We start from the raw sequence: 20727 nt of genomic DNA, 5'->3' as shown, positions 1-20727 counted from the left end.
ACTGACGCGCAATATCCTCCGACGACAAGGAACTCACCAGCGCCGTGTCGCTCGCTGGATCAACAGACAACTTCAAAGGCGTCGCCGCACCCTTGAACTGAACACCCGTCACTACAATGTCAGCGGGTTCAGAGTCATCGGAGGGCTGCAACCCGCCGGAACCCTGCGCCAATGCCGGAACGGCCATGGCGAACGCTGAAACGCCGATGAAACAGTCTAATCCGCGACGAAGAATCACCCCCCGCTTGGGCATCGTAACCTCCTTATATTCCGCATCCGGCCTGGATTTTCCGTGCGCCGGTGCGAATGATTGCAAGCCTGAACCTCCTCTTGTTTCTCCGCGGAGGCCGACGTGGCGCGCCGATCCGCTTCAAAAGCCGGGGAGCAAAATCTCTAGTAATTCAATAGAGATTTTGCAGCGAGCTAGCGGGCAATTGCCCTGGAGGCAAGGCGAAAATGTGTACATGCATTGTTTTGCGCGATACCGTTTTTCTTTCAATATCTTAAGTCGAAGCGTCAGCAATCCACCCGCTAGAGATGTCATAATTTAACATAAGATATATTATCGGACTATCCAGCATAGATGGGGGTTTGACACCCCACCTCTTGCAAATCAGCGCTACACTCCCGGCACCCCCAAAATCCGCGCCTCGTCCCTGATCCGCCCGGCTTGCGCAGGATTGGCCGCCTTCGCCGCCGCATAGGCCGCCGCCGCCTTGGAAGTTTCCCCCAGCGTCATCCGGCTGCGCATCAGCATGATCCAGCCGTCCACATTGCCCGGATTCGCCTTCAGCTTCGCTTCAAGCCCGGAAACCATTCCCTCGATCATCGCATCCTGCTGTCCCTTGGGAAGCTGCGCCGCCGCCTGCATCTGCTCCCGGCTCGGCCCCGGTATCGCGGCCGCGGCGACCGACATGCCGCCACCCATGGGCGGATGGGGCGCGACAGGCTTCACAGCCGCCAGCCGCCCCGCCACATCGATCCCGTTGATCTTCCCCACCTGCTCTATGGTCCGGCGCAGATCGGCCTCCCACGGCGCGCCCGGCGGCGTATCGCCCAACAAGGCGAGCCAGTCGCGGATCGCGCCCTCATGATCCTTCGCCAGATCCTTGCGCACCGCCAGGAAATAGCGCGCCCGCGGGTCTTTCGGATCGACCGAGATGGCCCTGTCGAATGCGTCCGCCGCTTCCTCCGGCATGGGATCGCGCTCGCTCGCCATCACGGCCGCCTCTCCCAGCGATGACCAGAAGGTCGCATTGCCCGGCGCCAGCTTCGTCGCATGCCGATAGGCGCGCACGGCATCGGCATGGCGCCCCGCTTCGAAATAGGCCCAGCCCAGCCTCTGCCAGCCCTCGGCATCGTTGGGATTGGCCCCCACCCTGTCCTGAAGCCCGCGAATGACCGCTTCCGGATCATTCGCCCGATCGTCCGTCAGCAATGAAGGAGCAGCGGGCGCCTTCGCCTCCTCGGTCGTATGCGTCAAATTATAGCCGACCGACACGGCGGCGATGCCGATCGCGCCCATCAACACGACCCGCCCCCAACTCCAACCCATTATTCTTCCACTCCCCGACCGATCCCGCCGATCCTCTCTAGCGTGACGCTGCGGAAATGATAGAGTGCAGCCTGGGACAGGCATCCGGTAACATCCGGGGCACAGGGGTATTTTGGGGGATAATCATTGACTGACCGCGTGCGTATCGCGATCGTCGGATCGGGGCCGGCGGGGCTGAGTGCGGCCGCGCGCGCCGCGCAATTGGGGCTTTCCCACCTGCTGATCGAGAAGACGGACCATCTGTCCGACACCATCTTCAAATATCAGAAGGGCAAGCATGTGATGGCGACGCCCAGCCAGCTCGTGCTGCGATCCGACTGCGATTTCGAGGCGGGCAAGCGCGAATCGATTCTCGACCGCTGGAACGCGCAAGCCGCCGAACAAGGCGTCAACGTCGCCTACCGGTGCGAAGTGAAAGCGATCACCGGAACCGGCGACCCCATCCCCGGCAGTATCCAGAAGATCGTGGAACGCAAGCGCGACGGCACCACCGATACGAAGGAAATCCAGCGCCTCGCCCCGCCCTATCGCCTGAGTCTCAGCGACGGCCGGGACATCATCGCCGACGCGGTCATCATGGCCATCGGCACGCAAGGCAACCCCAATCTGATGCGCGTACCCGGCGCCGATCTTCCTCATGTCCAATATCAGCTTGACGATCCAGCCGCTTATAATGACGAGCATATTTTCGTCGTCGGCACCGGGGACGCGGGCATCGAAAACGCCCTGGGCCTCGCCGCCGACGAGGCGCAGGGCAATGCCGTCACCATCCTCAACCGCTCGACCGAATTCGCCAGCGCCAAGGCCGCGAATGTCAAGGCGCTGATGGCCGCCGCCGAAACGGGTCGCCTTTCCATCATGACGGAGGCGACCACCGCGAAGATCGAGCCGGGCTTCATCACGCTCGACAGTCGCGACGGCGAAGTGAAGCTGAAATGCGACCGCATCATCGCGCGCATGGGTTCCGCCCCGCCCCGCGCCTTCGTGGAAAGCTGCGGCATCGAATTCACCAGCGGCGACCGGCTGGCCTTCCCGAAACTGTCCCCGGTCTTCGAAAGCACCGCGCCCGGCATCTTCGTGATCGGCGCCCTGGCGGGTTACCCGCTGATCAAGCATTGCATGAATCAGGGCTATGACGTCGTCGAATATATCAACGGCAATCGTGACCTGAAACCCGCCGACGAACCGATATTGGCCGCCAAATTCGCCGCCCTGCCGGAAAAGAAGAGCGTCGACCAATGGCTGGAGTTCCTGCGCGGCAACGTCTCCATCCTGGAGGGCCTCTCCCCCCTCCAGATGCGCGAATTCATGCTCGACAGCGAAGTGCGCGCCTATCGTAAGGGCGATCTGATCTTCGAAAAATATGATCCCGGCTCCTCCCTCTTCGGCGTCGCGCAGGGGCAGGCGCTGGTGGAGGTCAGCCCCACCCTCAACGTCCCGATCGATCAAGGCTCCATCTTCGGCGAAGTCGGCCTGATCTCCGGCCGCCGCCGCGGCGCGACGGTTCGGGCGGGCGCGGACTCGATCATGGTGGAGGTGTCGCGCACGGCGGCGCTGAAGCTCATGTCCTCCAACCCGCCTGCCAAGCGCGCCATCACCCGCATCTCTACCGAGCGGCAATTGCTGCAACTGTTCGGCGCGGGCCTGACCCCGGCGGACCTGACCGAAGTGCTCGACACCGCCGAGATCAAGACAGTCAAGGCGGGCGAACATGTCATCACCGAAGGCGACACCGGCACCGACATCTATGTGATCCGCGTCGGCTCCATGATCGTGGAGAAGAAGATCGGCGGCAAGAACGTCTTCCTTTCCTACCTCCCCGCCGGTTCCTATGTCGGCGAAATGGCTCTGATATCAGGCGGCCCCCGCACCGCCACGGTCAAGGCCACCGTCAAATCCGAAGTCATCAAGCTGAACGGCGACGCCTTCGCCCGGCTGATGGCCGCCAAGCCCGCCCTGCTGGAGCGCGCCCGCCGCGACATGGCATCCCGCCAGGACGTCAACGCCTTCATCGAAAGCCGCAAGGACAGCTTCTCGACCGTTGTCGACATGTATTCGGAAACGGCGAAATTCCTGGTCGACAACGGCATCGGCGAAGCCACCGACGTGCTGCTGATCGACGAGCATCTCTGCGTCGGCTGCGACAATTGCGAGAAAGCCTGCGCCGACAGCCATGACGGCCTGTCGCGGCTCGACCGCGAAGCAGGCCGCACCTACGCCCATCTCCACGTCCCCACCAGTTGCCGCCATTGCGAACATCCGCACTGCATGGCCGACTGCCCCCCCAACGCCATCCATCGCGGCCCGGACGGAGAGGTCTTCATTGACGACACCTGCATCGGCTGCGGCAATTGCCAGCGCAACTGCCCCTATGGCGTGATCCGCATGGACAGCGTCCCGCCGAAGAAGCCGGGCCTGCTAAGCTGGATGTTCTTCGGCCAAGGCCCCGGCCCCGGCGAACCTTCGAAGAAATGGCGCTACAAAAATGCCGAACCCGGCGTCGAAAAGCCGAAAAAGGCCATTAAATGCGACATGTGCTCCGGCATTGAGGGCGGCCCCGCCTGCGTCCGCGCCTGCCCGACCGGCGCCGCCATCCGCGTCGCGCCGGAGGATTTCCTGACCGTCGCCCGCCTCGACCGGGAGGCGAACTGATGGCCACCCAGCTTTCCGGCAAAGCCCCCCGCCGCGCCAGGGGCGAAGTACTGCATGACGGCTTCCTGCGCCACGCCGGTTTCCGCTGGCTGAAGGCCGCGACGCTGATCTGCATCCTCTCCATCGCCAGCTACATGCTGGTCGACGTCACCCCCCGTCATAATGGCGGAAGCTGGTACGGCTACACCATGGGCACGATCGGCGTGCTGCTGATCCTCTGGCTGACGCTGCTCGGCCTGCGCAAGCGGGCCATGACGCGGGGCCGCTGGTCGCTCAAGGCATGGACCTCCGCCCATGTCTATCTCGGCCTCAGCCTGATCGTCATCGCCACGCTGCACACGGGTTTCCAACTGGGCTGGAACGTCCACACGCTGGCCTATGCGCTGATGATGCTGGTGATCCTGTCGGGCCTGTTCGGCATCACCGTCTATGCCACCCTGCCCGCCGCGCTCAGCAACAATCGCGCCGAAATGACGCAGGTGCAGATGCTCGACGCCGTGCGCGCCATCGACCGCCAACTCCACGACGCCGCCCAGCCCCTGCCCCATGACAAGGCCGCCCTCGTCCGCCAGTCGCTGGAACAGGACCCGTTCGGCGGCACCCTGCTGAGCCGCCTGTCGGGCCGCTACCCCCGCTGCGCCACCGCGAAGGCGCAGGCCGCGCTCCGCCACTGGACCGGCGACCAGCCCGACACCGGCAACGATCCGCTGGAGCGCATCGACGCCCTGCTGGAACGCAAACAGGCGATGCTCGCGCGCCTCAGACGCCACCTCAGGCTCAAGGCGCTGCTGGAAATCTGGCTCTACGTCCATGTGCCCGCCACCTTTGCCCTGCTGGCCGCGCTGACCGCGCATATCGTCAGCGTCTTCTTCTACTGGTGAGCGCGCCAATGAGCTTCCTAATCCGTCAGATCAGCCTGACCGCCGATGGGCGCGAGATCGTCCGCGCCGCCACCCTGCCCAAGCCCCAACTCTCGCTGGGCCGGGCAGCCGAAAACGACATCCACCTCCCCGACCTCGCGCTGGAGCCGGACCATGCCCGGATCGAGCAGGTCGACGACCGCACCATCCGCATCCGCGCCACTGGCACGCTAGGTTTCGACCACGAGGGCCGCACGGTCCTGCGCGCCGAAATCGATCCGGCAAAGGGCGCGGAACTACGCTTCGGCGGCCACCGCATCACCGTGTCACGTGATGAGGACGGCGCGACCATCCTCTCCATCCGCCGCGTGGACGCCGTGTCCGAAGCCTCGGAGGAAAAGGAGGAGACAAAGGTCTTCTCCCTGCGCGGCCTCGCCCCGCCCAAGCGGCTGACGGCATGGGGCATGGCGCTGGCCATCCTGATCGGCTTCCTGGCCATCCCGATCTGGAGCTACGCCAGCCGCCCGGCCAACGACACGCGCAACATCTACACGGTCACGGGCGACAAGAGCTGGTCCTCCGGCCCGCTCAGCCAGGCCCACCACGCGCTCGAAGGCCGCTGCGAAACCTGTCACGAAAAGGCCTTCGTCTCGGTACGAGATTCCGCCTGCCAGACCTGCCACAAGGACGTGCACGACCACGCCCCCGCCGCCCGCATCGCCATGGCCCGCGCCGAACCCGGCCTTGGCGGCAAGTTGCTGTCGAGCGTCGCGTCCGCCTTCGGCAAACCGCCCGAAGGCGCCTGCGTCGACTGCCACCGCGAACATGAGGGCGCAGGCCCGATGCAGCCCACGCCCCAAGCCTTCTGCACGGACTGCCACGGTACGCTCAAGGATCGCCTCAAGGACAGCAAACTTGGCAACGCAGCCGATTTCGGCACCAGCCACCCGCAATTCTCCGCCCTCGTCCAAACCGTGCCCGGCAAGCATCCCCGCTTCACCCGCGCCTCGCTCGACAGCAAGCCGATGGACGATAGCGGCCTCAAATTCCCGCACGACATCCATTTGTCGGCTACTGGCGGCGTCGCGAAAATGGCGCGCACGATGAAGGCGCAATATGGCTTCGGCGATGCCCTCGCCTGCAAGGATTGCCACAAGCCGACCGCCGACGGCGTCCGCTTCCTGCCGGTCAACATGGAACGCGACTGCCAGATGTGCCACAGCCTCGGCTTCGAGACGATCGGCGGCACCGTCCGCACGCTGCGCCATGGCCAGCCGGAACAGGTGATCGCGGACCTGCGCGCCTATTACCGCTCGACCGGCCCGGCCCAGCCCATCGCTCTGGGCGGCATGGCGCGCCGACGGCCCGGCGACTATGCGCAGGGCCGTATCTACCACGCTTATTTCGGCGCGGCGGCCGCCCGCCCATCCCGCGCCGACGACGCCGTCAAGGCCGTCTTCTCCAAGGGCGGGGCCTGCTACGACTGCCACACCGTCACCCCTCCGGGCGCAAACGGCAACGCCAGTTGGCAAGTGCTGCCCGTGCATCAGCCGATGCGCTACATGATGAACGGCTGGTTCGATCATGCCGCGCACCGCACCGAAAAATGCGAAAGCTGCCACGCAGCGCCCAAATCGCATGACGCGAAACAATTGCTGCTGCCCGGCCTCGACAGTTGCCGCACCTGCCATGGCGGGGAAAAATCCAGCGCGGACGTTCCCTCCGGTTGCGCCATGTGCCACAGCTACCATATCGGCGACGGCGCGCCCTGGGTGCCCGCCGACCGCTCGATCAAGAGAGACGACGCAGATCGGCCCCGCAAGACCGGCCGCGACACATAGGGGGGAGCAAAGGCCATGCTGATCGCACAGGTCACGGACATCCATCTGGGTTTCGACCCCGACAACCCCGCCGAGTTCAACCGCAAGCGGCTGGACCAGGTGCTGCGCGCCCTGAACGACGGCCCCAACCGTCCCGACCTGCTGCTGGCGACCGGCGACCTGACCGACCGGGGCGACGCGGACAGCTACCGCCGCCTAGCCAACGCCTTCAGCCAATGCGATTTCCCGGTCTGGCCCTGCATGGGCAATCATGACGACCGCGCCCAATTCGCCCAATATTTCCCGCACATCCCCCAGGAAGACGGCTTCGTCCACTATGTGATCCCGCTGGAGGACCGGCGGATCATCATGCTCGACACGCTGGAACCGGACCGCCACGGCGGCGCCTTCTGCGAACGCCGCGCCGCCTGGCTCTCCGCCCGCCTGGACGAGGACAGTACCACCCCGACGCTCATCGTCATGCACCACCCCCCGGTCGAGGTCGGCATAGACTGGATGAACACTCACCCGGAAGAAGCATGGGTCCAACGCTTCACGGCAACCATCGCGGGTCGCCCCAATATCCAGGCGATCCTCTGCGGCCACATCCACCGCGCCATCACCGCGCCATGGCAGGGCACGACCATCGCCATCTGCTCCTCAACCGCCCCCCAACTGGTGCTCGACATGCGCCCCATGGACCCGGACGCTCCCGACAACCGCCCGATGATCGTCGCAGACCCGCCTGCCTACGCGCTGCATCGCTGGACGGACCACGGCCTGATCACCCATTTCGCGACAGCCGACGATCATGTCATGCTGGCCAAGTTCGACGCAGGAATGCAATCGCTGGTGCGAACGCTGATCGATGAGCGGCCCGCCTGAAAATGGTGGATTGGGGACGTTCTTTTTACCCCTCTCCCTTGAGGGAGAGGGCTGCGCAGACTTGGCAGCTTGCTGCCTAGTCGTAGCTGGGTGAGGGGGTTGCGATCCACAGGATCGCGCGGGCCGCAGGCCCGCTCCCCCTCATCCAACTGCGCCTAGCTTCGCCTCGCTCAGCAAGGCTCCGTATCCTTCTCCCTCAAGGGAGAAGGAATGTCTTGGATTGGTCGAAATCAGCCGCAACCCCATCCTACAAACCCAACGGCACCTTCAACGGCGGCCTCCAGCCCTTCATATCCACCTCATCGCTGACCTTATAGGGTATCCCCTTCGACGTCAGGAACAGCCGCTCCATCTCCGGCCGGGTAAAGGGCCGCGACCCCAGCCGCCCGAACACCGCGATCTGCCCGCCCGTCTCGTCAACCGCCCGGTCGCGATCCAGCCCCTTGGACAGCGCCAGCGCCGGCGAAGGCGTCCGCGCCCAGGCGATCAGTTCCGGCTTGGGCGCAGGCGAAAAGCCGTAGAAATTGGGCTGGCTCGCCGGACTGGTAAGCTGGATCACCTTCATCCCGTTCCGCCCATCCGCGACATAGGCGAACAGCGACGCATTGGTCGTGCCGACGATCACATCCTCCACATCGGTCATTTGCCCGCCGAACGTCTCCCTGGCATAGACGGACGGTTTCAACGGATTGGTGATGTCGACAATCGCCAGCCCCTCCGCCTTGGCCGCGACATAGGCATAGGTGCGCGCCAGATAGATGCGCCGCGCATCGGCCAGCTTCACGGTCGCGGACGGCACCGCCACCGGATCGGTCAGCCGCGTCACGTCGAACAGTTTCAAACCCTCCGCATCCGTCACCCAGAGATAACGGAACTGGATCGCGCTCGCCCGCGCATCCTTCAAAGGCCGCACGGCGGCAAGCCGCGGATGCAGCGGATCGGCCAGATCGACCACCACCAGCCCGACATCCGCCGTGACATAGGCGATCTGCCCCGCCAACTGGATATGCCGCGCCCCGTTCAGCACGCCATCGGGGTTCCAGGTCACCGCCCGCTTCAGGAAATTGTTGCGGAACTCGCCGTCGGCCATGGTCTCGATATTGACCATGATCAGCCCCTCGACACTGTCCGTCACCGCCGCATAGCTGTAGATCGGCAGGAAAGGCTGCTCCTGGTTGATCTCCCGCAATTGCTTCGTGTTGCGCAACGGATTGATCGGCTGGTTGGTCGGCAGCGCCATGCAGGTCGCATTCTTCGACGCCACGCCGCTATTGTGGCCGAGTTTCGAGAAAGGCCCGCTCAATATCGGCTCGGAAAAGCCCTTGTTCGCGATGGACGCCACGTCATAGACGCGGAAACCGCCCTTCCCTTCGGCCACATACATATATTCGCCGCGCAGTTGCAGGCACCCGACGCGCCCCGCCGTGCCCTTCACGACATTGCGGAATTCCTCCACGGCCTGGGTTTCGCCCGAAGCCTTCCTGTCGAAGAACTTGCCACGCACCCAATCCTTCAACTCGCGCTTATTCTGCTCGACATGCAGCTTCCAATAGTCGGGATAGGCATATTTCTGGAGATAGCTGCCGATCACCGCCTGCGGTTCGTCCCATTCGGTGACGCGGATCGCCTCGAACCCACCTTCAAGGCCAGTCCAAGCGTTCATCCCCACAAAGTTCACGAAATTGGTGCCAAGCAACAACAATTGCGACATGATCGCATTATTGTCGTCCTTCGCCGACAAATGGCAGTCGGAGCAAGTCTTCGTTTCGGTCCTGCGCACCGTATGCGGAAAATGCGGTGCGAAGGCCTGGGACGAAAAGCCGATGCCGGACACTGGCGGCTGCTGAATATAGATGCGCTCGCGATTGATATTGGTGGAGGACAGGACCAGCGCCGAAGTCGACCGCACCGGCGCGGTTTCATTGCCCTTGGTCGTCATATGCTTGCCAAGCTGGAACATCTCGTCCCGCGCCACCTGGGGATTGTAGGTCGCGAAATTGCGCGTCTCCTCCCCGTCATAATGGTGGAGCGACGTCTTCCAGTTCGCCTCGATGGGCAGATGGCAACCGCCGCAACTGGTCGTCCAACTCAGGTGACAGGTGAAGCAGGCCATATTGTCGTCGCCATGCGCCCGGTCCTCCTTCGCCACGCCCGGCCCGAAGGCAAAACTGCCATCCTCCGCCCCCGACCGGCTCATCAGCTTGGCGCGGGCCGCCTTGGCGTTGAAATGCGGATTGGCCGGATCGACGCTATCCTTCACCAGCGACACTTCCCATTCCAGCTTGGGATCGACGATAGACCGCTGGATCAGCCGCTGCCGCCCGCTGGCGTCATAATACCATTCGAAGCGCCGCTTGCCGTCCGGATTGCGCAGCAGGGCCAGGTTCGTCCCCTTGGGCGGCGCAGCGGGACCAGAGGTCAGCAGCGTCGGATAGGCGTCGGCCGTGCCATGGCAATCCTTGCACCCGATCTCTATGGCGTTCGCTACCTCGCCATAGATGAAGCCGTTGCCATGGCTGTCCTGCGCGAAATGGCAGTCCGCGCATTGCAGCCCCTTTTCGGCATGGATGTCCATCAGATGCACGGACTTGCCCGGATTGGTGCCGGGCTGGACGAACTTCTCCTCGCCCTTCCTGCGCCATTTTTCCGGGTCGTCGGGCGACACGATCTTGCCGTCCGCATCGAGCAGATTGCCCTCCCGGTCGCGCTTGAACACGCCCCGGAAGTTCCAGCCATGGCCGTGATAGTCCGCGAACTGCGTGTCCTTCGCCTTGTCGTTCAGATCATAGACGTTGCGCAGAAATTCCAGGTCCGCCCATTTCCCTCGCGGGCTGGCCCCTTCCGGATTGCGCTCCAGCGTCTCATGCACTTGCGCGGCGGTGGGATATTTCTGCTTCTCCGGCCACATCAGCGGTGCGTCGGACTCATAGTCCCACATCGTATAGCCCAGATAGCTGTTCAGGAAGATATTGGGCTGATGCATGTGGCAGTTCATGCATTGTGCGGTGGGAATGGCGCGGGTGAAGGCGTGACGGATCGGATGGCCGCTTTCCTTGACGGCGTCGACGGGGTGTTCGGGGCTGGCCGGATGATCCGGCTTGACCGTCTCGCCATGCGGGCCTTTCAGTCCGCCATGACTCGTCTTGGCCGCGATGGTTGGATCTACCGTGGCGGTCTGCCCGTCGCGGCCATATTGGGCGTAGATCAGGCTGTGGCGCGGCTCGCGGTCGTTGGCATAGACGACATGGCATCCCGAACAGCCCGAATGGCGATAATCGCCCGGCTGGTCGTTCGTCCCCATGAACCACATATAGGGATCGTTGAGACGGGTCTTGTGGATGTTGAGCGCCGGGATCGCCACGCGCAAACCCGTGCCGGGGCCGCGATTGGATTGCTTGAGGTCGGGCCGACCCGGTTCCTCCAGCCGCTGGATCGATCCGGTGGGATTGGGCAGGCCGATTTCGGGGAATTGCGTGCCGATGTTGCGCCCGCCGCGCTCGAACACGCGGAAGACGTCGCCGGGCGGGATCACCTGCCATGTCGGCAGCGGATAAAGCTCAGCCAACGCCCCCCGCGCCTTCTGTTCCGTAGTAAGCGTGCCGGGCGGGCTACCGGGCGAGACGATCTTCGCGGGCTTGCCATCCTTCGTATAGGCTTCCCCGAAGATGTAATTCTTATAGGGCACGATCCCGTTATTATAGGCCGCCCCGCCCCACAGCATCGCGCCTGACGCCATCAGGGAACGCTCTGCCGCCTCGATCACCTGCATATGGCAGGAACCGCAAGCCTCCCGCGCCACGCGATAGTCGCTGGGGTTGACGAAGCGGACGAACTCCGGCGCCTCCCGGTTGAGCAGCGTGTAGGTCCGCTGCGGATTGGCGGAGGAGGGATAGTGCCAGCTCTTGGGATAGCGCGGCAGCACATGCGCCTTCTCCCGCGCCGCGACATAGGCGGGATCTTCGAAGCCCAGCGCGGGGTCGCCCCGCACCGCCGCATTGCCGCCATGGCAGTCCGTGCAACCCAGCATGACCGCCGGGGTGGCGTGCATCGACGGCTCGTCGGTTTTGGTGTGGCAGCTATAGCATCCGTCCGATTTGGCCGCGACTTGCTCGGCCGTCTGGCTCATCGGCGCAGCGGGCGCCTGGGTATAGTGTCGCTCAACCGGCTTTTCGGCGTCTGAGGCATGCAGGATCGCGACGGGGATTAGCAGTGCGGCCAGCAACAACAACAACGTCATTCCCGCGAAGGCGGGAATCCATCTTCCAGCCTCCCGACTGGATGCAGCGCCGGAGATGGGTTCCCGCCTTCGCGGGAATGACAGGAAGGGAAGCCGGCGCATCAGTAACTCAAAATCAAATTGGCAAGCACCGAATAATAATTCCGGTTACGCTCGCTATTGGTGAAGAGGTCGCGAAATCCTGCCCCCGGCAGCAAAGTCGCCCCTGAAAGCCGAAAGACGATATTCTGCGTGGCCTTGGGCCGCCAGATCGCCGCGGTCGACAAATCCCAGCCGATGGACTTGGGAATACTGCCCTCGTTGCGCAGCGCCTGAAGCGTGGCCGTATTCTGGAACCAGAGATGATTGGCGTTGGCGGAAACTCGCAGTTCCGGCATCAGGTCGAAATCCGCCCCCGCGCCCAACAGCATCGTGCCGGGATTGTTGAAGTTCGACTGCCCCTGCTCCTTCGACGAACGCAGCGAATTCAATATACCGTTGCGCCCATTGATCCCGATCACGCGCCCGCCACCCGCAAAGGGAATGGTCTGCCTGATCCAGTAACTGGTGTCCGCCCCCGCAAAGACGGGATTTTCGAATATCGCGTCAAACCCGTTCTCGCGATTGTCATAGGGGTCGCCATCGCCGCTGGCATAAAGACCCGATAACCGAAACCGCATCCAATCCTTGTCGACACTCGCCTCCGCAGCGGCAAAAAAGGCGCGGATCTGCGCAGGCTTCGACGTGAAGAAGCTGTTCCGGTCCTCCCCCAGCGCACCGTAAAGCGACGCCGTCAGGTTCACCCGCCCGATCCGCCCATCGGCATTATAGCCCAGATAGACGACATCATATTCCCGCCCCCGCAAGTCGCCCAGCAACGCCGGACGCACCGGAAAACCGTTATCGTCAATCTCGATGTCCCGCTGCTCGCGGTTCATATTGTAAACAGCGGTGATCTGGCTGGTCAGGCCGGGTATCAGGAAATCCTGCCGATAGAGATTGGCAAGAAACACCCAATCGTTGCGCGGCGACTGCACGACGGAATTCAGCCCGCTATTGGTATCCTTCTCCAGCCGCCAGAAAGCCGCCAGATTGAACTGAAACCGGTTATTGTCGCGATTGCCGAACAGCCGGATTCCCAATTGCTGATCATTGAACAGGAAGCCGCGAAAATCCGATTGGAACGGCTGGATACCCACGCGCACGGACCGGAAATCATAACGATCCGACGTATTGGCGAGGTGATAGTCGACAAAGGCTTCCTGCACCCCCAGGAAATGGTCGGTGCGATGCGACGGCCTGGACGGCTGCACGAACAGCACGCGCCGTTCGGGCACATTCACATGATTGACGTTGAGCGCCAGCGTCAGCCGATATTCGATCTCCGGCGGCTTGAAGGCGGTCGCCCCCTTGATCAGCGCCACGCCGCCGATGAAGGTCTGGCTGAACACGACGCTCGCATCCTTGCCGAACACATCGATGCTGCCGGGATGCTCGGTCGTCTGCACGCCCACGGGGATCGGGAAGGTGCGCGGCTCCAGCACCGTATCGCTGACCGCATTGGCGACGAAGAACCAGTCCTCGCCCTTGATCGGCAGCCACTTCACCTTTTCCCGGTCGATCGGCCGGTCGCCCTTCAGCGTGTTCTGGCCATAGGGATCGAACCAGCGCTCCTTCACCAGGCCCAGACTCTCGATCAGCCGCCAGCGGTCGGGGATCGGCACCTGATCCGTCGGAAAAGCCTCCGGCGGCGGCGCCCGCACGGCGCCCTTATTGTCCTGCGTCACCGCATCGGGCAGCGGCGCCTCATAGCCCGGACGACGGCGCCCTTCGATGGACTGCCGATCCGCGTCCAATATCTCCTGCCAGTTTTCCGGCGGAGGCGGCGCGACCGGCTCGCCGGGCTGGGCCAGCGCGAACAACGGCAGAAGCGCGGTCAGCCCCATCCCCTACAGCCCCGCGCAGACATTTTGCGACCCGCTGTCCAGGAACGGCGCAAAGGGGCAGTTCACATAACGCAACCGCACATTCGCATTGCCCAGATCCACAACGATCTGATCCGACCGCATCGCCGCAGGCGCATTGCCGAACCCACCCGCCCGCGTCCCGGCATTGCTGAGGCCAAGGAAGCCGATCATATCGTCCTGATCGATGCCATCACCCGACACGCCGATCGCGCCGACCAGCACATTGCCGCGATAGATGGGCACGGAACCGGGGAATATCTGAATGCCGTTCTGCACCCGGTTCTGGCCGGAGACGGTCGGCACGGCCGAGCAACGCTGCGGCGTATCGGTGGCGCTGACGCCCGTCACATAGGCCAGATGCGCGGCAAGATCGCCCACCACCAACGCCGATTGCAACCCGGTGGAGAAAGGATTGAACTGCGCGATGGGCCGGGAGAAAGGCCCATTGGGCCGCCCCACCTCGCCATCGGGAAAATAGGGCCGGGACAGCAAGCCCACGGCACGGTCGGCAAAAGCATAACGGCCCGTCAGCGCGGAGGAATCGTTGAGGAACGTCCGCGCCTTCCCCACGAAAGCCGCCACATCGGCACTGCTGCTCGCCAACAGATCGGAAGCGGCACGGGAGCCGGAGAAAAAGGCCGCCGTCCGCGCCTTCTGCAAACTCACATCCGTACCGAAGATCGGCGCATCGGGCGAACGGACGATGCCCAGCGCCTGCCCCCGCGTATCGACCAGGCTGATCGTCACCTGCGCCCGGCTGTCGAGCGGCTGGCGTATCTGCGCCCGCGCCCGGCCCATGACGGTGAAGGCTTCCTCAAGGATCGCGGTCGCCTCCGCCGCCGTCAGCGGCTGCGCCACGTCGCCCGCATCGGTCCCGGCGCGGATCGGAAAGCGGTCATTGCCCGACCCGTCGCTCAGGACGAAGGCGTCGCTATTGGAAAATTCGGCGGTTCGCGCCCGACGCACGCCCGACGCTTCGGTGCCATAGGCCACCCCCGCCAGGATCATCGGCGCAGGATCGCCATAATAGCCGCGCACCGCCACCAGCGATCCCGCGCTGCCGTTGATCGCGGCAAAGCTCACCGCGCCCGACGCCATCAGCCCGGAATAGGCCGCATCGGAATAGCGCAGCGACGTGCCGTCCACCGTGATGCGATTGGCGCGGACGCCCTCCGGCGCTTCGAACCCCAAAGTCCCGGCGAGCGCGATATATTCCTCAGGATCATTATCGTCGTCGAGGATATTGCCGTCGGACCCATAGACCCCGTCCGCCATCACTCCGATGCCGCCAACCACCACGCCATTTTTGTAGAGCGGAAACCCGCCCGGATCAGCCGCCAGTCCCAGCGGCGAACGCTTCGGCCCGATCATCGCCATCGCGCCGGAGGAAAGGAAACGCGCCGACAAATCCGAACAGGGCAACTGGCTGAACTGCACACCGAACAGCGGCCCGCTTTCCAGCCCAGCCGTGGTCGGCGCGGGCGGGAAATGCTGCTGCACGATCATGCTCGCCGTGCGGGTGGAAAAGGCATTGCCGCCGCTCGACAGATAGGCCCCGGTAATCGCCTTGGCGATGGCCCCGGCCTCGGCCGGGACGGTCAGATTCTGCGCGTCGACATTATCGCCATTCGGCGCGGCGCTGGTGGTCGCGCTCGCCCGCGCTCCGGCCATGCGGAACACCGCCAGCACATTGCCCACCCGGTCGGTCACGGCGATCACAGCGGGCAGGCTCCGCGCCTGCGCCTCCGCCACGGCATGGGCGACGACCGATTCCACGTCCGCCACCGTCAGCGATTCCTGCGCGGGCGCGGTATAAAGGCTGGTCGGCGTAGGCGTCGTGGGGCCGGGCGTCGGCGTGCCGCCGCCCCCTCCGCCGCCGCCGCCGCCGCAGGAAGACAGGATCAGCGCCGCAATCGCCGCCAGCGCGCCCAGCTGGAAATGCCGTCCCCTCATTGCAGCGCTCCGATGCTGCGCGCCGCGCTGCCCAGTGCGGACCGGAAATCGGCGGGACGATAGCTGTTCGGCTCCTTCACCGCCGCATAGGCGCGGTTGACGTCGGCCCTGATCCCCGCCGCCGCGCCCACGGTCACGCGGCCCGATTTGACCATGCTGTTCAGCAGCGTGTCGACCGCCATCACCGCCTGCACCGACCCTTCATAGTCGGTGAAGCGCGCCGATATGGCGCTTCCCGCAATCTCGCGCACGATGGCGAAGGCCATATCGCCCTGCATCCCGCCCGCCGCAAAGGCGTCGGCCAAGGCCCGCGCACTGCCCGCCAGCCTGCCCGCCGCCGCGACCGCCGCCGTCCGGTCCCGCGCAATCGCCGCATGGAAGGCGCGGCTGTCGGCATCGAACCGCCCCGCCAGTCCCGGCGCGGCAACCCGCGCCGCCGCCGAAAGCATGATCATATTCTCGTCATTGAAGGGCGGCATGCCCGCCGGGATCGGCCGCCCTGGATTGGCTTCCCACGTCTTGCTGCGTTCCGCCTGATCGTAGATGCGGCGATGGCAGCTTTGACAATCGAAGAAATAAAATTCGGGGAAGGCCCCTTCCGTCCCCTTCGCCCCGGCATAGAGGGTCAGCGCCCGCTCGACCGCCATGGCCTGCCCCACGGCCCACAGCTTCAGACTGTCGGTCCGTCCCTTGCGCTGCGCATAGTCCGCATCCTCGTCATGATGCGCCTGCATCGAGGAGAAAAGGTCCAGTTCGAAGGAAATGCGCGGATGCCCCGCCGCCATGATCCGGTGATCGACAAACTGCCCGTCACGCGCGCTGCCGAAATGGCAGTCGAGACAGACCGAGGCCCGCGCCTGCGCCCGGTCGAGCGGCGTCATCCCCGCCGCGACATTGGCGGCATGGCCCGCCCCCACGGCATAATGCGAAGCGATCCAGCCGCTCGCCGGACCATGGCAGGCTTCGCAGCCAACGCCGTCCTGCGCCAGGAAACGCGCCCCACGCACCCCCGCCGGAGTGGAATGGCAACCAAGGCAGGCAGGCGCGGAAGCCGCGTCGCCCAGCCCCAAAGTCGCCGCGATCTGCTGCCCCCGCCTGCCGTTCAGCACGGCAAAGGCCCGGCTATGCGCTCCGCCCGGCGTCGAAGGCTCCTGCCAGCGCATCAGTTCGTCCTGGCGAACGACCTTGCCGTCGCCCTCCATCCGGCCATGGCAGGTGGACCCGGCGCAGGAGGCGACGCCCGTATAGGTCCGGGCGGCCGAAGCGGCATCCGCCGCGCCCGATCCGCCGCCGGGCAAGCCGCACAGCAACAGCACCCCCAGCAGCATGGCCAACAACGCCATCCCGCCAACGGACCTGCCGATCACCCTGCCCTTACCGCCCCCCATTCACCACGCCCCCGTGCCGGCTGATTCGAACGCTTTCCCCTGCGTCCGCCGCGCTTTTCTCTCTACGGGTTCAACCCGCTGTTTCAATCCCGTTTTGGCCGCGACCATCTATTGGGGCGCATCGCAGGCCCGAGCGCCGGGACCACCGCAGGACCGTTCCCACAAATCCTCATTGCCCGCGCCCGTCACCGGCTCGTCGATCAGCGGCGGATATCCCTGCGCCACGATGTCGCGCAATTCGATCAGCGACAGGGTGAAGATGCGCCCGGCCTGCACCGACGGGTCCAGCACGCCGTTCCACGTATCCCGGCTGTCCAGACCGGAAACGAAGCAGGCGCCCGGATTGCCGATCAGGCAGCCATTGATCTTCGACCCCGGATTATAGGAACCGTTGACCGCGACCAGCGGAATCGTATCCAACCCCTGCGCAAAGCCGCCGGTCGACAGGGCCAGTTGCCCATTGACGGCGATCTCAAGCCCCGCACCCTGCGCATCGATCACCAGATTACCGGCGGTAAAGCCGCGCCGATCCGAAATAGCGCTGGAAACGCCCATATTCTGGATGAAGAATCTTTGGCCCGCATTCACCCGGATGGTGCCAGCGCGCAATAGGCCCGCATCGTTCACCAGCCCGTCATTCAACGCCAGACGCAGTTCCCGGCCATAAAGCGATCCCCCCGCCGCCACATCCGCAATGGCCGACAAGGTCGCGGCAATGATGTTAGGACCGGTGAGCGTCAGCACGCCGCCCAATCCCCCATTGCCGTCGCTGATGTCGATCAGACCCGGCCCCGCGATGATCTCCAGCGCCTGCCCCGCCGCAAGCGCCAGTCCGCCCTGTCCCGACCGCCCGGTCAGCCGCACCGCGCCCTGAACCCGCAAATGACCGCTGGTGCCGATCGCCAGCACCCCGCCGCTCGCCAGATTGGCCGTGCCGACGGTCAGATCCTGCACGATGATATCGGGCGATCCCGCAACACCCCGCGCAGCCGCGTTGATGGCAAGATCGGCCGCCACGACCCGCCCAAGTTCCGCCGCCGAAAGGCTGTAAGTCCCGGCCACGTCGCCGCCGCCGACATAGGCAGACTGCTGCAGGTTCACAGCATTGAACGCGATGCGGCTCGTCCCGGCCAGATTGCCGACCCGCGCCGCCCCGCCAATGACGATGTCGCCCGACCCGATGGTGATCGCCCGCGCATCAACCAAAGCGGACAAGCCGAGCACCCCCCCGGCATTCAGCACGATGTCGCCCGCCTGCGAAGTCACATTCCCGAAGCTGGCATTGCCCGCCGCCGTAGCGGTCAACGACCCACCGGCGAACAGCGTCGCCGCCGATATGGTCCCGCCGCCCAACGTCATGTCGCCCGCAGCACTCGCATCCACAATGGAAAGCGCGCCCCCCGCATTCAATATCAGCGATCCGGACGATGCATTGGCCTGCGCAATGGTCATGGCCCCAGCCGCGCCCAGACTGACGCTTCCGCCATCGGCCGTAATCGCCCCCACCGACGCGATATCGCTCACGACCAGATCGCCAACGCCTGCATTCAACAGACTCTGCCCACCAGCCGCCAGACTGGATGCGCTGATCCCCAGACCCGTCAGGGTCAGATTGCCGCCAGCCGCCGCATTGCCGATCGTCAGCGCACCGCCATCGGCGGTCATGATGATCGCCCCAAATGCGCGCGCATCCGTAACCCCCAGGTCCGTGGCGGATCGCAGCACAATGTCGCCATTGCGCGCAGTCAGGCCGCTGCTGGTGATCGCGCCCGCATCGATGTCAATGGCTCCGGCCGCAACTGCGCCAATGAGCTGCGCCAGACCCGTGGGCGCAGCCGCCCGCACCTGCAACAGCCCGGCAATATCGCCACTGCCCAGCAGCAGGCTGGAATTGACGATCAGATCGCCGCTCATCAACGCATTGCCGATCCGAACCGTCCCGCCGGAGACAGTCAGTTGCTGCGTCCCGGCAGCCAATGTTCCGATATCGATGGCGGCGGCGGAAAGGGTGCCGCTGCCCGCACCGATGTCCAGCCGGCCGGAAACGGCGAAGTCGCCGCCAATCGCAATGCCCCCCGTCCCCAACAAATTCCCGTTCGCATCGACCTGATCCAGCAAGGTGCCGGACGCCAGATCCCCCAGCAATATGTCCCCTGCCCCGCCAAGCCCGATGGCCGCCGTCCCCGCCGCCTGCACGGCAGCGCCCGTTCCGTTGAGACTGCCTTGAGCAAAGAGACGCACGTCGCCCCCCACAGCCAGCAAACTGCCGCTCGCCAGATCGATATTCCCGCCCGTGCTCAGGATCGTCAGGTCGCCCACCGCCCGCATCGCGCCCGCCGAGACCAGCCTCACATTCCCCGGCGTCGTGAAGGATATGCTGTCGGCGGACAGGCTGTAACTGCCCACCGGCCGCCCGCTATGGCTAAGGTCGATGCCCGTCCCCGAAACCCCGGTCAGCGCCCCGCCCACCGCCACGGCGCCCGTTCCGGCAAAGGCGAAGGAAAGCGGCCCCTCACTGGTGAAGTCAGCGCTCCCCCCAACCTGCACGCCATTGCTGGCCGTGACGGAAATGCCGGAAAAGCCCGCGACCGGCGCGCCCATACTGGTCAGACTCATCGACCCGTTGATGCGCAGCCCGCCACCCGCCGCCGTACTGCCGTCGGCAAATTGAACGAGCCCGCTCGCATCACCGCTCGCGCTCATGAACAGCGAGTCGATCAGCCGCTGCGCCCCCGGCAGCATCGTACCGCCGTCGCCATTGCCGAAGCTGGCCGTGCCGCCGCTGCCGAAGCCCGCCACACCTCCAGCCGAAGCACCGCCCGGCCCGGTCCCGCCGGCCCCGCCAAGTCCGCCAAACCCATCGGCCAGCACGCTGATGTCGCCCAGCGCATAATCGCCGTCAAAGGCATCGAACGCCGCGACCCCGCCAGCCCCATTACCGCCGCGACCGCCGATCCCGCCGCTCAATCCGGCATTGCTGCCCGCACTGCCGTCCGCGCCAAATCCACCCTGCCCGACAGCCGTGATGCCATATCCCGGCGCTCTGGGCAGTCCGCTGCTGAAGCGCATATGCCCGCCGTCGATCCGCAAGGTTGCCGATCCCGCGACAGCATTGCCGCCCGCGCCGCCATTGCCCCCGACCGGCCCCGCCGTGCCAAGCGCACCGTTGCCTCCCACCGCATCGCCGCTGACCCGCAAGGCATCGCCCGTCATCGCGCTCGCGCCCGTGCTGAGGTCGAACAGCGCCGTGCCGCCGCCCGCATCGCCGCCATCCGCGCCCGCAAGTCCCGCGCCGCCGTTCACGCCGCCCTGCCCGCCCGCGCCGCCCAGCGCTTCGGCCAGCACGCCGATGTCGCCCGCGTCCAGCAGGGTCGACGATCCCGTCAGCTCGAACGTCGCGAAGCCGCCCAGCGCATCGCCCCCACGCCCGC

At 65.1% G+C, this 20727-nt stretch carries 10 protein-coding genes and 1 pseudogene; 4 read left to right on the top strand and 7 right to left on the bottom strand.

All coding sequences use genetic code 11. The features are described from left to right. Together BV95_RS20475 and BV95_RS20470 are read right to left on the bottom strand one after the other, a co-directional pair. Positions 1 to 316, bottom strand: a pseudogene (locus BV95_RS20475) (hypothetical protein); the annotation flags it as partial. A gap of 303 nt (positions 317 to 619) precedes the next feature. Continuing rightward, on the bottom strand, positions 620 to 1525 hold the full coding sequence (locus BV95_RS20470; protein WP_037456589.1) for a tetratricopeptide repeat protein: 906 nt from the start codon (positions 1523 to 1525) through the stop codon (positions 620 to 622). Between the two features lie 168 nt (positions 1526 to 1693). Between BV95_RS20470 and BV95_RS20465 the strand changes: the two genes are divergently transcribed. The 4 genes from BV95_RS20465 to BV95_RS20450 are packed head-to-tail and all read left to right on the top strand — an operon-like array spanning position 1694 to position 7772. Next, on the top strand, positions 1694 to 4207 hold the full coding sequence (locus BV95_RS20465; RefSeq protein WP_037456597.1) for a cyclic nucleotide-binding domain-containing protein: 2514 nt from the start codon (positions 1694 to 1696) through the stop codon (positions 4205 to 4207). Next, positions 4207 to 5088: a hypothetical protein gene (locus tag BV95_RS20460; RefSeq protein WP_037456586.1), complete on the top strand. Its 882-nt coding sequence runs from the start codon at positions 4207 to 4209 to the stop codon at positions 5086 to 5088. Before BV95_RS20465 ends, BV95_RS20460 begins: the two co-directional genes overlap by 1 nt. A gap of 8 nt (positions 5089 to 5096) precedes the next feature. Continuing rightward, positions 5097 to 6908: a cytochrome c3 family protein gene (locus BV95_RS20455; protein WP_037456583.1), complete on the top strand. Its 1812-nt coding sequence runs from the start codon at positions 5097 to 5099 to the stop codon at positions 6906 to 6908. Between the two features lie 15 nt (positions 6909 to 6923). Continuing rightward, the gene (locus BV95_RS20450; protein WP_037456580.1) at positions 6924 to 7772 is read left to right on the top strand and encodes a phosphodiesterase; all 849 of its coding nucleotides are present in this window, start codon (positions 6924 to 6926) and stop codon (positions 7770 to 7772) included. Positions 7773 to 8019: 247 nt separating this feature from the next. Here BV95_RS20450 and BV95_RS20445 read toward each other — a convergent pair whose 3' ends face one another. From BV95_RS20445 to BV95_RS24170, 5 genes are all read right to left on the bottom strand, one after another. Next, the gene (locus tag BV95_RS20445) at positions 8020 to 12009 is read right to left on the bottom strand and encodes an LVIVD repeat-containing protein (RefSeq protein WP_037456577.1); all 3990 of its coding nucleotides are present in this window, start codon (positions 12007 to 12009) and stop codon (positions 8020 to 8022) included. 101 nt (positions 12010 to 12110) lie between these two features. Continuing rightward, positions 12111 to 13934: a hypothetical protein gene (locus BV95_RS20440; RefSeq protein ID WP_037456574.1), complete on the bottom strand. Its 1824-nt coding sequence runs from the start codon at positions 13932 to 13934 to the stop codon at positions 12111 to 12113. A 3-nt stretch (positions 13935 to 13937) separates the two neighbouring features. Continuing rightward, positions 13938 to 15908, bottom strand: a complete 1971-nt coding sequence (locus BV95_RS20435; protein ID WP_037456571.1) for a heme-binding protein — start codon at positions 15906 to 15908, stop codon at positions 13938 to 13940. Beyond that, positions 15905 to 17296, bottom strand: coding sequence for a multiheme c-type cytochrome (locus BV95_RS20430; protein ID WP_037456568.1), 1392 nt, complete (start codon positions 17294 to 17296; stop codon positions 15905 to 15907). The genes BV95_RS20435 and BV95_RS20430 overlap by 4 nt, the downstream gene beginning before the upstream one ends. Before the next feature lie 108 nt (positions 17297 to 17404). Then, positions 17405 to 20727, bottom strand: a 3323-nt coding sequence (locus BV95_RS24170) for a beta strand repeat-containing protein (protein WP_037456565.1), incomplete at its 5' end; no start/stop codon positions are given.

It is taken from the genome of Sphingobium chlorophenolicum, assembly GCF_000722875.1.
Lineage (GTDB): Bacteria > Pseudomonadota > Alphaproteobacteria > Sphingomonadales > Sphingomonadaceae > Sphingobium > Sphingobium chlorophenolicum.
This window is presented reverse-complemented; position numbering and strand designations above follow the sequence as displayed.